The sequence below is a fragment of the Gordonia sp. VNK1 genome (assembly GCF_040049135.1).
GTDB classification, from domain to species: domain Bacteria; phylum Actinomycetota; class Actinomycetes; order Mycobacteriales; family Mycobacteriaceae; genus Gordonia; species Gordonia oleivorans.
The window spans coordinates 93,761-107,702 of sequence record NZ_JBDZDJ010000012.1 but is presented as its reverse complement, the minus strand read 5'-3'; the positions used below and the strand labels follow the sequence as shown (position 1 = coordinate 107,702).

General features: G+C 66.1%; 13 protein-coding genes. 10 read left to right on the top strand and 3 right to left on the bottom strand.

Annotated features, from left to right (window positions below; translation table 11 throughout):
- Positions 1 to 101: 101 nt before the first annotated feature.
- The 5 genes from iolD to ABLE94_RS15970 all read left to right on the top strand — a co-directional run bounded on the left by iolD (position 102) and on the right by ABLE94_RS15970 (position 6,611).
- The gene (gene iolD / locus ABLE94_RS15990) at positions 102 to 2,114 is read left to right on the top strand and encodes a 3D-(3,5/4)-trihydroxycyclohexane-1,2-dione acylhydrolase (decyclizing) (protein ID WP_348809271.1); all 2,013 of its coding nucleotides are present in this window, start codon (positions 102 to 104) and stop codon (positions 2,112 to 2,114) included.
- Complete coding sequence (locus ABLE94_RS15985; protein WP_348809249.1) at positions 2,114 to 3,019, top strand: sugar phosphate isomerase/epimerase family protein; 906 nt, start codon at positions 2,114 to 2,116, stop codon at positions 3,017 to 3,019. The genes iolD and ABLE94_RS15985 overlap by 1 nt, the downstream gene beginning before the upstream one ends.
- A gap of 36 nt (positions 3,020 to 3,055) precedes the next feature.
- The gene (locus ABLE94_RS15980; protein ID WP_348809248.1) at positions 3,056 to 4,117 is read left to right on the top strand and encodes a Gfo/Idh/MocA family protein; all 1,062 of its coding nucleotides are present in this window, start codon (positions 3,056 to 3,058) and stop codon (positions 4,115 to 4,117) included.
- A 2-nt stretch (positions 4,118 to 4,119) separates the two neighbouring features.
- On the top strand, positions 4,120 to 4,995 hold the full coding sequence (locus ABLE94_RS15975; protein WP_348804460.1) for a sugar phosphate isomerase/epimerase family protein: 876 nt from the start codon (positions 4,120 to 4,122) through the stop codon (positions 4,993 to 4,995).
- 122 nt (positions 4,996 to 5,117) lie between these two features.
- Positions 5,118 to 6,611 carry a CoA-acylating methylmalonate-semialdehyde dehydrogenase gene (locus tag ABLE94_RS15970; RefSeq protein WP_348809247.1) on the top strand — a complete coding sequence of 498 codons (1,494 nt, stop codon included), beginning with the start codon at positions 5,118 to 5,120 and terminating at the stop codon, positions 6,609 to 6,611.
- Positions 6,612 to 6,724: 113 nt separating this feature from the next.
- Here the strand turns inward: ABLE94_RS15970 and ABLE94_RS15965 are convergent, their stop codons facing one another.
- Complete coding sequence (locus tag ABLE94_RS15965) at positions 6,725 to 7,114, bottom strand: VOC family protein (RefSeq protein ID WP_348809246.1); 390 nt, start codon at positions 7,112 to 7,114, stop codon at positions 6,725 to 6,727.
- A gap of 12 nt (positions 7,115 to 7,126) precedes the next feature.
- Positions 7,127 to 8,155, bottom strand: a complete 1,029-nt coding sequence (locus tag ABLE94_RS15960) for a LacI family DNA-binding transcriptional regulator (protein ID WP_348804463.1) — start codon at positions 8,153 to 8,155, stop codon at positions 7,127 to 7,129.
- Positions 8,156 to 8,263: 108 nt separating this feature from the next.
- Here ABLE94_RS15960 and ABLE94_RS15955 point away from each other — a divergent pair, with 108 nt between their 5' ends.
- Positions 8,264 to 9,691 (top strand): sugar porter family MFS transporter, encoded by a 1,428-nt coding sequence (locus tag ABLE94_RS15955; RefSeq protein WP_348809245.1) that lies wholly within the window; start codon positions 8,264 to 8,266, stop codon positions 9,689 to 9,691.
- A 2-nt stretch (positions 9,692 to 9,693) separates the two neighbouring features.
- Here ABLE94_RS15955 and ABLE94_RS15950 read toward each other — a convergent pair whose 3' ends face one another.
- Positions 9,694 to 10,710, bottom strand: coding sequence for a Gfo/Idh/MocA family oxidoreductase (locus ABLE94_RS15950; RefSeq protein ID WP_348804465.1), 1,017 nt, complete (start codon positions 10,708 to 10,710; stop codon positions 9,694 to 9,696).
- Between the two features lie 91 nt (positions 10,711 to 10,801).
- Here ABLE94_RS15950 and ABLE94_RS15945 point away from each other — a divergent pair, with 91 nt between their 5' ends.
- From ABLE94_RS15945 to ABLE94_RS15930, 4 genes are all read left to right on the top strand, one after another.
- Positions 10,802 to 11,149, top strand: a complete 348-nt coding sequence (locus ABLE94_RS15945) for a TIM barrel protein (protein ID WP_425476217.1) — start codon at positions 10,802 to 10,804, stop codon at positions 11,147 to 11,149.
- A gap of 138 nt (positions 11,150 to 11,287) precedes the next feature.
- On the top strand, positions 11,288 to 12,238 hold the full coding sequence (locus tag ABLE94_RS15940; protein ID WP_348809244.1) for a metal ABC transporter solute-binding protein, Zn/Mn family: 951 nt from the start codon (positions 11,288 to 11,290) through the stop codon (positions 12,236 to 12,238).
- Positions 12,225 to 13,004 carry a metal ABC transporter ATP-binding protein gene (locus tag ABLE94_RS15935; RefSeq protein ID WP_348804467.1) on the top strand — a complete coding sequence of 260 codons (780 nt, stop codon included), beginning with the start codon at positions 12,225 to 12,227 and terminating at the stop codon, positions 13,002 to 13,004. Before ABLE94_RS15940 ends, ABLE94_RS15935 begins: the two co-directional genes overlap by 14 nt.
- 4 nt (positions 13,005 to 13,008) lie before the next feature.
- Complete coding sequence (locus tag ABLE94_RS15930; RefSeq protein ID WP_348804468.1) at positions 13,009 to 13,935, top strand: metal ABC transporter permease; 927 nt, start codon at positions 13,009 to 13,011, stop codon at positions 13,933 to 13,935.
- Positions 13,936 to 13,942 lie beyond the last annotated feature (7 nt).

The window sequence follows — 13,942 nt, the reverse complement described above, 5'->3', positions numbered from 1 at the left end:
ACCCCAACCCACCACCCGCTGATCGAGTAGCCCCGAGGAACGAGGGCGTATCGAGATCACCGACCATCACCCACCGAGAAGGAAGGCCCATCGTGGCACCGATCAACCAGGGACGCGCCGGCGGCGTGACCGGCGTCCGTACCGCACACGGTGAACCGACCATCCGCCTGACCGTCGCGCAGGCCACCGTGCGGTTCCTGGCCAACCAGTACGTCGAACGTGACGGGCAGCGGTCGAAGTTCTTCGCCGGCTGCTTCGGCATCTTCGGCCACGGCAATGTCGCCGGACTGGGGCAGGCGCTGTTGCAGCAGGAGGTCGACGACGTCAACGCAGGCGTGGAGCCCTCCCTGAAGTATGTGCTCGGCCGCAATGAGCAGGCCATGGTGCATTCCGCGGTGGGTTATGGCCGGATGAAGGATCGGCTGCAGGCGTGGGCCGTGACCGCCTCGGTCGGTCCCGGCGCCACCAACATGCTGACCGGTGCCGCGCTGGCGACCATCAACCGCATTCCGGTGCTGTTGTTGCCCGCCGACACCTTCGCCACCCGCGCCACCTCCCCGGTGCTGCAGGAACTCGAGCTCCCGTCGTCGGGCGATGTCACCGTCAACGACGCCTTCAAGCCGGTGTCGCGCTACTTCGACCGCGTCTGGCGTCCCGAACAACTGCCCGGCGCCCTACTCGGTGCGATGCGGGTGCTCACCGACCCGGTGGAGACCGGGGCGGCGACCGTCGCCATCCCGCAGGATGTGCAGGCCGAGGCCTTCGACTTCCCGGAATCACTGTTCGCCGAACGCACCTGGCACATCGCCCGCCCGCTCCCGGAGAAGCGCGTCATCGCCGAGGCCGCCGAGATCATCCGCTCCGCGAAGCGACCGCTGATCGTCGCCGGCGGTGGCGTGATCTACTCCGGAGCCACCGAGGCCCTGGCCGAATTCTGCACGCGCACCGGCATTCCCGTGGGACAGAGTCAGGCAGGCAAGGGCTCACTGCCTTATGACCACCCGCAGTCGGTGGGTGCCATCGGTTCCACCGGCACCACCGCCGCCAACGCCCTGGCCGCCGACGCCGACGTCGTGATCGGGATCGGCACGCGCTACAGCGATTTCACCACCGCGTCGCGTACCGCATTCACCGGTGCGGGCGTGCGGTTCGTCAACATCAACGTTGCCTCCCTGGATTCGGTGAAGCACTCCGGCTACAGCGTCGTCGCCGACGCCCGTGAGTCGATCGAGGCGCTCGATGCGTTGCTCGACGGCCACAGTGTCGACCCGGCGTATCGTGCACGGGTCGCTGAGCTCGCCGCCGAGTGGGATCGCATTGTCGAGCAGGCATATTCGCCGACGACCACCGGTGTGAACATCGCCACCGGCGAGGAGGCCCTCACCCAGGGTTCGGTGATCGGGCTGGTCAACGAGACCTCCGATCCCCGCGACGTGGTGGTGTGCGCCGCCGGCTCCATGCCCGGCGACCTGCATAAACTCTGGCGCACTCGCGATTCCAAGGGCTATCACGTCGAATACGGATACTCCTGCATGGGATACGAGGTGGCCGGCGGACTCGGGGTCAAGATGGCCAGCCCGGACCGCGATGTCTTCGTGATGGTCGGCGACGGCTCCTATCTGATGATGGCAACCGAGTTGGTCACCGCGGTCCAGGAGAATCTGAAGGTCATCGTCGTGCTGGTCCAGAACCACGGCTTCGCCTCCATCGGATCGCTGTCGGAATCGTTGGGGTCCCAGCGATTCGGCACCGACTACCGCTACCGCGGCGACTCCGGACGACTCGACGGCTCGACGTTGCCGATCGACCTTGCCGCCAATGCCGCATCGCTGGGCGCCGACGTCATCCGTGCCACCACCGCCGCGGAGTTCACCGATGCCATCAAGGCGGCCAAGGCAGCCGAGCGCACCACCGTCATCCACGTCGAGACCGATCCGCTGATCGGCGCCCCCGACAGTGAATCCTGGTGGGATGTACCGGTATCGGAGGTCTCCACGCTGGACTCCACCCAGCAGGCCTACGTCGTCTACGAACAGTGGAAGGCAGTCCAGCGACCGTACCTGTCCCCCACCAACACCCAGAACACCCCCACTCTGATCAACGGAGCTCAGTGATGTCGAAGATTCTCGTGGGTTCAGCCCCCGACTCGTGGGGAGTCTGGTTTCCCGACGATCCGCAGCAGACCCCCTACACCCGATTCCTCGACGAGGTCGCCGCGTCCGGCTACGAGTGGATCGAGTTGGGCCCCTTCGGATACCTGCCGACCGACCCGGATCAGCTGCTCACCGAACTCGGAGCGCGCGGTCTGAAGCTCTCGGCCGGAACGGTTTTCGAACATCTGCATCAGGACGACTCGTGGGATGCGGTGTGGAGCCAGATCGAGGATGTGGCCAAGCTGACCGCGGCCGTCGGCGGTAAGCACGTCGTGGTGATCCCGGAGATGTGGCGTGATCCCGCCACCGGCGCGGTCCTCGAGGACCGTGACCTCACCGACGAGCAGTGGCGCAAGAAGACCAACGGCATGAATGAGCTCGGCAAGGCGATGTTCGAGAAGTACGGTGTCCGTGCGCAATACCATCCGCATGCCGACTCGCACGTGGACACCGAGGCGAACATCTACCGGTTCCTGGAGAACACCGACGGCGAGTTCGTGAACCTGTGCCTGGACACCGGCCACGTCAGCTACTGCGGAGGCGACAACATCGCCATCATCCGCAAGCATCCCGAACGCATCGGGTACCTGCACCTCAAGCAGGTCAACGAGGAGGTCCGCGCGAAGGTCTCCGCCGACGACCTGCCCTTCGGTGAGGCCGTCAAACTCGGCGCCATGACCGAACCGCCGATGGGCATCCCGGAGATGCCGCCGCTGCTCGAGGCCGTGGCCGACCTCGACATCGACATCTTCGGCATCGTCGAGCAGGACATGTACCCGTGCTCACCCGACGCTCCGCTGCCGATCGCCCAGCGCACCCAGAAGTACCTGGGTTCGTGCGGGGTGCCGGCCGTCGCGTTCCGATAGTCATTCAGTCCGACAACACATTTCACGGAGAACACCATGACCGACCTGCGTATCGCAGTCCTGGGCGTTGGCATGATGGGTGCCGATCATGTCGCCCGCATCACCGACCGCATCAAGGGCGCCACCGTCACCGTCCTCAACGACTACCTCCCGGAGAAGGCCGAGGAACTCGCGGCCACCATTCCCGGGTGCCGGGTGATCAACGACCCGCTCGATGCGATCGCCGACGCGGATGTCGACGCTGTCATCCTGGCCACCCCCGGCCCCACCCATGAGAAGCAGCTGCTGGCGTGCCTCGAGGCAGGCAAACCGGTGATGTGCGAGAAGCCGCTGACCACCGATGTGGCGACCTCGCTGGAGATCGTCAAGCGCGAAGCAGAGCTGGGCCGCAAGCTGATCCAGGTCGGCTTCATGCGCCGATTCGACGCCGAGTACGCGCAACTGAAGGACCTCATCGACGCCGGCACCTTCGGTCAGCTCCTCGTCGCCCACTGCGTGCACCGCAATCCCGCGGTGCCGCCGAGCTTCGACTCGGCGATGATCGTCAAGGATTCGATCGTGCACGAGGTGGACGTCACCCGCTTCCTCTTCGACGAGGAGATCGCCTCGGTGCAGATCAACGCCCCGGGCTCGAATCCCTCGGCACCCCAGGGCCTCAAGGATCCGCAGATCGCGATCTTCACCACCGAATCGGGTCGGCACATCGACGTCGAGTGCTTCGTCACGACCGGTGTAGCCTACGAGGTGCGCACCGAGGTCGTCGGCGAATTCGGTTCGGCCTTCATCGGTCTCGACCAGGGCGGGGTGATCCGCAAGCAACGCAATCCCGGTGTCGCGGTATCCGGGGACGGCCGGAAGGTGGCCGGGATCTGGGGAGGCGACATCACGCCGTCGTTCGTCGAACGTTTCGGTGCCGCCTATGACGCGGAGATCCAACGATGGGTCAACGCGGTCAAGGCCGGGACCAACGTCGACGGCCCGGGTGCGTGGGACGGCTACGCCGCTGCCGCCGTGTGTGCGGCCGGTGTGCAGGCCCTCGAGACCGGTGAGGTAGTCGCCGTGGACATGGTGTCGCGCAATTCGATCGAAGGAGCATGACGATGAAGGTCGCACTCGATCCCACCCCGTATCATCACGATTATTCGCTCCTCGAACTCCCCCGCGTCGTCGCCGATCTCGGCTACGAGTATCTGCAGTTGACCCCGCACGTGGACATGATCCCGTTCTTCAATCACCCCAAGGCCGACGACGACCTCGTTGCCAGGTTCCGCAGGGCGTGCAAGGATGCCGGCGTCGGTATCGCCTCGGTGCTGCCGGTGCTGCGGTGGTCGGGCCCCGACGAGGACGCCCGCGAGGCGGCGGTGCGCTATTGGAAGCGCGCCATCCAGATCACCGTCGATCTCGGTGTGAACGTGATGAACACCGAATTCTCCGGTCGCCCGGAGAAGCCGGAGGAATCCGAACGGGCCTTCTACCGGTCGATGGAGGAACTCGTCCCCATCATCGAACGTGAGGGAATCGACGTCCGGATCGATCCGCACCCAGACGATTTCGTCGAGGACGGTCTCGCCGCGATCCGGATGATCCGCGGGATCAATTCGAAGAACTTCGGCCTGGTCTACGTGGCCTGCCATTCGTTCCACATGGGCGGCAACATGCGTGAGATCATGACGACCGCCGGCGACATGCTGCGTCTCGTGCACGTCGCCGACACCATGGATCACCATGCTTCCCATGGTCTTCGGTACATCACCAACCCGCCGGGTAACGCGGTCCGCGTCCACCAGCACCTGAAGATCGGTGACGGTGACGTCAATTGGGACGAGTTCTTCGGCACACTCGGCGAGATCGGCTTCTACGACCGCGACGATACCGTCATGGTGTCGAGCGTGTTCGCCGAGAACGAGAACGCCGACGAGGTCTCGCGCTACCAGCTCAAGACCATGACCGATTACGTCACCAAGTTCAGCAGCTGAGTCACCACCCCGCCCACCCCACTCCTTTCCTTCCCCGCTGGTCGAGTAGCCACGAGCGAGCGCAGCGAGCCCGAGGCATATCGAGACCAACCCAACGACAACACATCCCAGGAGCACCTACCATGCCCACCACCATCTCCCACTGGGTCAACAACAAGGCCTTCCCCGGCACGTCGAGCAACACCGCGCCGGTCACCAACCCCGCGACCGGTGCCGTCACCGGCGAGGTCGCCCTGGCCAACGTCGAGGACGCCCGCGCCGTGATCGATGCTGCCGCAGCGGCATTCCCCGCGTGGCGCGACACCAGCCTGACCAAGCGCACCGCGATCCTCTTCCGGTTCCGCGAGCTGCTCAACGAGCGCAAGGGCGAGCTGGCCGAGATCATCACCGCCGAACACGGCAAGGTACTCTCCGACGCCCTCGGCGAGATCTCCCGTGGCCAGGAGGTCGCCGAATTCGCCTGCGGCATTCCGCATCTTCTCAAGGGCGGGTTCACCGAGAACGCCTCCACCAAGGTCGACGTCTTCAACATCCGTCAGCCGCTCGGCCCGGTCGGCATCATCTCACCCTTCAACTTTCCCGCCATGGTGCCGATGTGGTTCTTCCCCATCGCGATTGCGGCCGGCAACTCTGTCGTCCTCAAGCCGTCGGAGAAGGACCCGACCGCCGCGATCTGGCTGGCCGAACTGTGGAAGGAGGCCGGCCTGCCTGCCGGCGTCTTCAATGTCCTGCAGGGCGACAAGACCGCCGTCGACGAGCTGCTGACCAACCCGAGCATCAAGTCGATCAGCTTTGTCGGATCCACCCCGATCGCGCAGTACGTCTACGCCACCGGCACCGCCGCCGGCAAGCGCGTGCAGGCGCTGGGCGGGGCCAAGAACCACGCCATCATCCTGCCCGACGCCGACCTCGACCTGGCCGCCGACGCCATGGTCAACGCCGGATTCGGTTCGGCCGGTGAGCGATGCATGGCCATCAGCGTGGCCGTGGCCGTCGGCGATGTCGCCGACGATCTCGTCGCCAAGATCACCGAACGCGCACAGACCATCCGCACCGGTGACGGCACCAAGAACTCCGACATGGGACCGCTGGTCACCGCCGCGCACCGCGACAAGGTCGCCTCCTACGTCGACGCCGGCGAGAAGTCCGGGGCCACAGTCGTTCTCGACGGGCGTGGTGTTGAGGCCGATGGCGGCAAGGACGGTTTCTGGCTCGGCCCGACCCTGTTCGACAACGTCACCACCGACATGTCCATCTACACCGACGAGATCTTCGGCCCCGTCCTGTCGGTCGTGCGCGTCGAAAGCTACGACGAGGCACTCGAACTCATCAACTCCAATCCCTACGGCAACGGCACCGCGATCTTCACCAACGACGGTGGCGCAGCACGGCGGTTCCAAAATGAGGTCGAGGTCGGTATGGTCGGCATCAACGTGCCGATCCCGGTTCCGATGGCCTACTACAGCTTCGGCGGCTGGAAGGCCTCGCTGTTCGGCGACACCCACGCCCACGGCACCGAAGGAGTCAACTTCTTCACCCGCGCCAAGGCCGTCACCAGCCGGTGGCTCGACCCGAGTCACGGTGGTCTGAATCTGGGCTTCCCACAGAACGGCTGAGGTATCTGGGAAGTGACGTGAGACGCGCCGGTACGGCGGCTACCTGATCCGGCAACTCTCGACGACGACAGCCCGGGTGCGCAACCGAGAGGTTCGCGCACCCGGGCTGTCGCTCATCCGTAGGTGGACAGTTCGATCAGGTTGCCGTCCGGGTCCCGAAGGTAGATGCTGCGGATGGGCCCCAGCGCCCCGGTCCGCTCCACCGGCCCCTCCTCGATCGCGACGCCCTTGTCGGTCAACGCGCGCAGCACGTCATCGAGATCCCGACGGATCACGAAACACAGATCCGCGCTTCCGGGCGTGGGCGTTCGTGCGGCCGGCTGCAACTCGTGGCCGGCGAGGTGCAAATTGATCTTGCTCGTGCCGAACCGCAACGCTTTTCGGTTCTCACCGAAGGTCTCCTCGCTCATCCCGAGCACCTCGGTGTAGAAGCGGATCGACGCATCGATGTCGGCAACAGTGAGTACCAGATGGTCCAATCGCTCGATGAGTTCGTCCGCCATGTCGACAGTGTCTCACCGCGGACCCGCCGTCGTACCACGCACCTTCAGCGACGGCTGCAGCACGACGTCATGGACGTCGATGGCCGCACCCTCCACCATGCCCGTGGCCAGCCGCACCGCTTCTCGGGCCAGCGCCGGTGCATCCTGGTGGATGGTGGTGAGGTCGATGCGCGGGTTGTCCGACAATTTGCTGTCGTCGTATCCCACGAGTGACACCTCGCCCGGCACATCCACACCCTCGCGTGTGAAGACATCGAGGATGCCGAGCGCACATCGATCGTTGCCGGCGATGACGGCGGTGGGCAAGGCATTGCGCGCCAGTATTTCTCGCGCGGCATGCGCACCGGCCCGCTCGTCATGCGCTCCCGCGACGACCGCCACCCGATCACCGAGACCACGATCGACCATCGCCACGCGATAGCCCTCTCGGCGTTCCGCGGAACCCGGCTCCCCGCCGCCGTCGACATGCACGATGTCGCGATGACCCAGGTCGGCGAGGTAGTCGACCGCCAATCGCATTCCCACGGCGTCGTCGGTGCGCGACGCGGCCAGCGTTCCGGCGAGCAGCGCCGGCGGTAGGCAGCGGCCCACGACCACCGTCGGCGCGCGTCCGGCCATCTCCTCGATGCGTTCGGCCCCCAGCGACGGCCCGAGCAGGATCAATGCTCCGCACCGGTGGTCGAGCAGGGCGGCGCCGGCCACATCCTCGGCGCGCCCCGGAAGGCTCGCCGAAAGCAATACGTCATAGCCGAGGGCCTCGGCTGCCGGGTAGATGTCGGCGACGAGTTCGGCCTCGAAGAGTTGGGCCACGTCGATCACCACACCCAGCGTGCGGCTGCGTCCGCGGGCGAGCATCCGCGCCGCCGAGTCCGGGCGGTAGTCCAGTTCCTCCGCGGCCGCGAGCACGCGCTGCCGCGTCGACTCGCTGGCACCGGGTTTGCCGTCGAGGATGAACGACACCAACGTGCGCGAGACACCCGCATGTGCGGCCACGTCGGCCATCGTCGTCCGGCGCCGCCGGGTATCACCGTTGGCGGTCATCACCGCACCCCTTTCAGAGTGACCCTTGACACACTATCCATGTCAGGACATAGTAGACCTCACTCGCATTAGTAACGCGCGTTAGTCATCAAGGTAATCGAGGTTCTCATGTCCAGTGCGACTTCCACCGCCTCCAATGGGCTATTTCTCACCAAGCTGACCGTCATCGCCACCCTGGGTGGTCTGCTGTTCGGCTACGACACCGGCGTCATCTCCGGCGCACTGCTCTACATGAAGGACGACCTGCACCTGACGCCCTTCACCGAGGCCACCGTCGTCAGTGCACTCCTGTTCCCCGGCGCCGCCTTCGGCGCCCTCTTCGGCGGACGCGTCGCCGACCGCATCGGCCGCAAACGCATGCTCCTGACCTGCGGCGTGATCTTTCTCGTCGGGGCCGTCGGCTGCGCCCTGGCACCCAACGTGCCGATCATGGTCATCGCACGCATCGTCCTCGGCCTCGGCGTCGGCGCCGCGGCGGTGACCTGCCCGCTCTACCTCGCCGAGATGGCACCGGCCGAACGACGCGGACGCATGGTCACCATCAACGAGCTGATGATCGTCACCGGCCAGATGCTGGCGTTCGCCATCAACGCACTGCTCGACCAGATCGTCACCGACCCGCACGTCTGGCGCATCATGCTCGCCGTCGCCTCGGTCCCCGCAATCGCCCTGCTCGTCGGCATGACGGTGCTGCCGGATTCGCCGCGGTGGTACGCCCTCAAGGGTCGCTATGACGAGTCGCGCACCGTCCTGGGACTGTCGCGGACTCCCGCCGAGGCCGACGCCGAGTACGCCATGATCGTCGATCACACCGAGCACATGACCGGGTCATCCCGGACACCGCTATCGGTGTTGCGCGACGTCCCGTGGATTCGCCGCATCGTGCTGATCGGCTGCGGCCTCGCGATCATCCAGCAGGCGACCGGCATCAACACCGTGAACTATTACGCTCCAACAATCTTGGAGCAGAGCGGCCTCGGGGTGAGCGCCGCGCTGGTGGCCACCATCGCGGTCGGCGTCACCTCCGTGGTCACCACGATCATCGGGATCATCCTGCTCGGCTACCTCGGACGCCGAACCATGCTCTTGATCGGATTCGCCGGCGTCGCACTTTCGCAGGCCGCCCTCGCTCTGGCATTCCTACTGCCGCAATCCACCTCACGCAGCTATCTCATCCTCGCCGCCATGGTGTTGTTCGTCGGCTTCGTCCAGATGTTCATCGGCACCTGCGTCTGGCTATTGCTCTCGGAGATCTTCCCGCTGAGCGTGCGCGGATTTGCCATGGGCATCGCGGTTTTCGTGCTCTGGTGCACCAACGCACTGATCTCGTTCCTGTTCCCGGTGCTCAACTCGGCACTGGGATCGACCGGAACCTTCGGACTGTTCGTGCTCGTCAACATCGCGTCCCTGGTGTTCGTCTACCGCTCGGTGCCGGAGACCAAGGGAGTGTCGCTGGAGAAGCTCGAAGAACATCTCGAGGCACACCACGACGCCCGGCTCGCCGCACGGATCGCCGCGCCGGGCGTCGCGGCCTGAGTTCAGAGGTGGATCGTGGTGCCCTCGGTGTCGCTTCGCCGCGCAGCGTCGAGCACCTTGAGCACCGCGATCCCCTCGGCAGCCGGGACCGGTTGCGGTGCACCGTGATCGACGGCCGCGGCGAAGCGCCGATAGAACTCGTCGGCGCGACCCTGCGCGGACGGGACGGTGACGGCGCCGACGCCGGTATGCAGGACGCCGAGGCGATCGGGACGCTCGAAGCCCCAAGTCGCCAGATCGTCCGCCGGGCGTCGGCCGGCGAGGATCTGCTCGGTCTGCGCATCGGTGCCGTCGCTGACGTAGGAACCGCGCGAACCGTAGAGCCGCCATTGCCGAGCGGCGATGTGATTGAGTTTGCTCGCGGTGACCGTCGAGAACACCCCGCTGCGGTGCCGCATCGAGACGCTGAAACCGACGTCGGTACGGCCGGCCTCGAGGTCGATCCAGTCCAGGTGCGCCGACACCGCCGCCACCGGACCGAGCAGCACCAGCATCTGATCGACGAGATGCGCACCGAGATCACGCAGCAGCCCACCGGTCGGACCGGCGTCGAGGCCGCCGGGCTCGTCGAGGTCATAGCGCGATTCGACCCGCCACAACTCACCGAGTTCACCGACCACACCGGAGACGGTCGCGAAGTCCGCGTCGAACCGGCGGTTGTGGAACACACTCAGCAGCACACCGGCTTTCGACGCAGCCTGCGCCAGCTCCCGTCCACCCGCGGCATCCGGCGCGAATGGCTTGTCGGCGACGACGTGCACGCCACGTGCCACCGCCTCGAGCACCAGCTCACGTCGCGTCTGGGGCGGTGTCGTGAGGGTCACCGCGTCGACGCCGGCGTCGATCAGATCCGACAGCGAGTCGAACACAGGCGTGCCCGGAAGGTCACGAGCAACCTCGGTGCGACGGTCGGCATTGCGGGTGACGACTCCGACCAGCTCGATCTCCGGCACCGCGCAGATGTAGGGGGCGTGGAAGATCCGTCCACCCGCCCCGTAACCGACTAGACCCAAACGCATATGCTCACCTCTCCGGGTAAATTGTCCGGACATTATCACAAATGATGCCCTCGGGGGCTCGTGTGGGCTACCGGTCGACCCGGTGGAGGTCGTGACGGACGAGCTGTGGCGGACCGCCGTCGCCACGCCGAGTCGGCTCGCCGAGATCGGCGAACGCCACGACCGGGTGTTCACGCTGGAGAACCTCAATCTCGCCGTCGATCATCCGGGTGTGCCATTCGCGCGCGCCGCGGACACCATGGTGCTGGTGCGCGAGGTGGATTGGCCCCACCTCCGGATGAACCTGGATCTGTATCACGCACAGATCGGCGAGCGGAATCTGATCGAATCAACCCGCGCCGCACTGTCTTTCGTCGGGGAGATTCAAGATGTTCCGGGACGCTGTGAGCCGGGCACCGGGGAGATCGCGTACCCGGCCATCGCGGCAGCGCTGCGATAGCCGGGTACCGCGGCGTGATCGGTTCGAGGGATGGGCCAAGCATGATCGCCACGACGACCGGGCCGTGATCGCCATCCGGACGACGAACCGCCCGGGTGACCGCACCCGCCTTGCTGGCACCGGTTATCATTACCGGCTATGACCTTCTTCTCCAGGCGGCTGGGACTCGTCGCGGCCGCGGCCCTTCTGGTCCCACTCGGACTGGCCGCATGCAGTTCGGACTCCGATACCGCGTCGTCGAGCAGTTCCGGACCCGCCGCCAACGCCCCCGCATGCCCGACCACCCCGGTGAACGTGGTGGTCAGCGTCGACCAGTGGGGTGACATCGTCTCCGAACTCGGCGGTAAGTGCGCCGACGTGAAGACGATCGTGGCCAGCAGCTCGGTCGATCCCCACGACTACGAACCCAGTCCGGCCGACGGCGCCGCCTTCACCGATGCGCAGATGGTCGTCGTCAACGGCGCCGACTACGACGTGTGGGCGTCGAAGCTGGCCGCGGCATCGGCACCCGATGCCCCGGTGGTGAACGCCGCGCAGGTCACCGGCACCGCCGACGGCGCCAACCCGCACCTCTGGTACAGCCCGACCGCGGTCACCAAGGTCGCCGACGCCGTCACGGAAGGACTGTCGAAGATCAGCCCGGACGCACAGGCCTACTTCGCCACGCAGCGTTCGACGTTCACCGATTCGCTGTCGGAGTACAACGATCTGATCGCCAAGATCAAGGCCGGCGCATCGGGCAAGACCTTTGCCGCCACCGAGGGCGTGTTCGACTACATGGCGCAAGCGGTGGGGCTGGTGGACAAGACCCCGGCCGGGTTCGCCGCCGCCGCGGCCAACGAGAGCGATCCGTCCCCGGCCGACCTCGCGGCGTTCATCAAGACCCTGTCCGATCGTCAGGTCGACGTGCTGATCTACAACACCCAGACCGAGGGATCGACCCCCGAGCAGATCCGGGCCGCCGCCGAGAGTGCCGGGGTTCCGGTGGTCGAGGTGACCGAGACGGTGCCGCCGGGCCAGAACTCCTTCGAGTCCTGGCAGGTCGACCAACTGACGTCGCTGGCCAAGGCACTCGGTGTCCAGTCCTGACCCGACGACTCCACCCGCACTGACGTTTGACGACGTCAGTGCGGTTCGTGGGGGCCGGGTGATCTGGTCCCAGGGCACCTTCTCGGTGCCCGCCGACGGGATCTACGCGGTGATCGGAACCAACGGCTCCGGCAAGACCACCCTGTTGAACATGATCCTGGGGCTGATTCCCGCGCGGGGCACGATCAGGGTGTTCGGTCGCCCTCCCGGTGAGGACCGCGATCGGATCGGATACGTCCCCCAGCACTACGCCGAGGAATCCGGCGGCGCGATCCGGGCCCGGGATGCGGTTCTCCTGGGCCTCAACGGCACCCGGTGGGCGTTCAGTCGCACGTCTGCGGCGGATCGACGCCGCGTGTCGGAGGCACTGGCGGCGGTCAACGCCGAGGAGTTCGCCGACCGTCGCCTGGCGACCCTTTCCGGCGGTCAGCGACAGCGGGTGGCCATCGCCGAAGCACTGGTCGGCCACCCCACGATGCTCATTCTCGACGAGCCACTCGCCTCGTTGGATCTGCGCAGCCAGCACGAGATCGTCGACCTGCTCCATCGACTGCAGGTCGAGTACTCGATGACCATCGTGGTGGTGGCACACGACCTCAATCCGTTCCTGCCGTTCCTCACCGGTGCCATCTATCTCCTGGACGGCCACGCGCACTATGCGGCGACCGGCGAGGTGATCGACGAGGCATTGCTGACCCACCTGTACGGCACCCGGATTCAGGTTCTCCGCACGCCGCAGGGCGAGCTCTACACCAGGAGCGCGTGATCCCATGACGGCGTACGCGATCGGGTATCAATCCAATTGGTGGACCATCTTCACCACGTCGTTCATGCAGAATGCCCTCATCGGTGGCACGCTGGCGGCTCTGGCCGCCGGCCTGATCGGCTACTTCGTGGTGGTCCGTAACACCGCCTTCGCCGCACATGCGCTGGCGCACATCGGCCTCCCCGGCGCGACGGGGGCGGTACTGATCGGGGTTCCGGTCACCCTCGGCCTCGGCGTCTTCTGCGTGGGTGGCGCACTGGTCATCGGGTTCCTCGGCAAGAAGGCCGGCGAACGCGAGGTGGTGACCGGCACCGTGTTGTCGTTCGCGACGGGCCTGGGATTGTTCTTCAATTCACTGGCCACCAAGAACTCTTCGACGATGACCAACGTCCTGTTCGGCAACCTGCTGGCCATCACCCACGATCAACTCCTCGTGTTCGCCGGACTGTTGGTGTTTCTGGCCCTGTGCATGGGATTCATCTACCGGCCGCTGCTCTACACATCGGTCAATCCCGGTGTCGCCGAGGCCAAGGGCGTCCCGATCCGCGCGCTGTCGATCGTCTTCATGGCCCTGTTGGGTCTGACCGTGACCATGGCCGTCCAGGCGGTGGGCACGCTGTTGCTGTTCGCCCTGGTCGTCACGCCGGCGGCGACGGCGATCATGCTCACGCCCCGCCCGTTGCGCGCGATGATCGGCTCGACCGTCCTGTCCGTCGCGTCGGTCTGGGCGGGTCTGATGCTCGCGGCGATGTTCAACGCTCCCCCGAGCTTCCTGATCGTCACCATCGTGTGCGCCGTCTGGCTGATCGTGTGGCTGAGCAACAATCGGGTGCGCGCGACCGCCGCGGCGCTGGACGACAAGGGCGTCGTCGGGCACGGTCAGCAGGCGCACGCCGCGGTTTCGGTCACGAAATCAGCACCGAAAAGCTGATCCGCGA

Coding starts and splice junctions, on each gene's coding strand:
- ABLE94_RS15970 (WP_348809247.1), top strand. CDS start 5,118: ATGCCCACCACCATCTCCCACTGGGTCAACAACAAGGCCTTCCCCGGC.
- ABLE94_RS15965 (WP_348809246.1), bottom strand. CDS start 7,114: ATGGCGGACGAACTCATCGAGCGATTGGACCATCTGGTACTCACTGTT.
- ABLE94_RS15940 (WP_348809244.1), top strand. CDS start 11,288: ATGACCTTCTTCTCCAGGCGGCTGGGACTCGTCGCGGCCGCGGCCCTT.
- ABLE94_RS15960 (WP_348804463.1), bottom strand. CDS start 8,155: ATGACCGCCAACGGTGATACCCGGCGGCGCCGGACGACGATGGCCGAC.
- ABLE94_RS15980 (WP_348809248.1), top strand. CDS start 3,056: ATGACCGACCTGCGTATCGCAGTCCTGGGCGTTGGCATGATGGGTGCC.
- ABLE94_RS15975 (WP_348804460.1), top strand. CDS start 4,120: ATGAAGGTCGCACTCGATCCCACCCCGTATCATCACGATTATTCGCTC.
- ABLE94_RS15930 (WP_348804468.1), top strand. CDS start 13,009: ATGACGGCGTACGCGATCGGGTATCAATCCAATTGGTGGACCATCTTC.
- ABLE94_RS15955 (WP_348809245.1), top strand. CDS start 8,264: ATGTCCAGTGCGACTTCCACCGCCTCCAATGGGCTATTTCTCACCAAG.
- ABLE94_RS15950 (WP_348804465.1), bottom strand. CDS start 10,710: ATGCGTTTGGGTCTAGTCGGTTACGGGGCGGGTGGACGGATCTTCCAC.
- ABLE94_RS15985 (WP_348809249.1), top strand. CDS start 2,114: ATGTCGAAGATTCTCGTGGGTTCAGCCCCCGACTCGTGGGGAGTCTGG.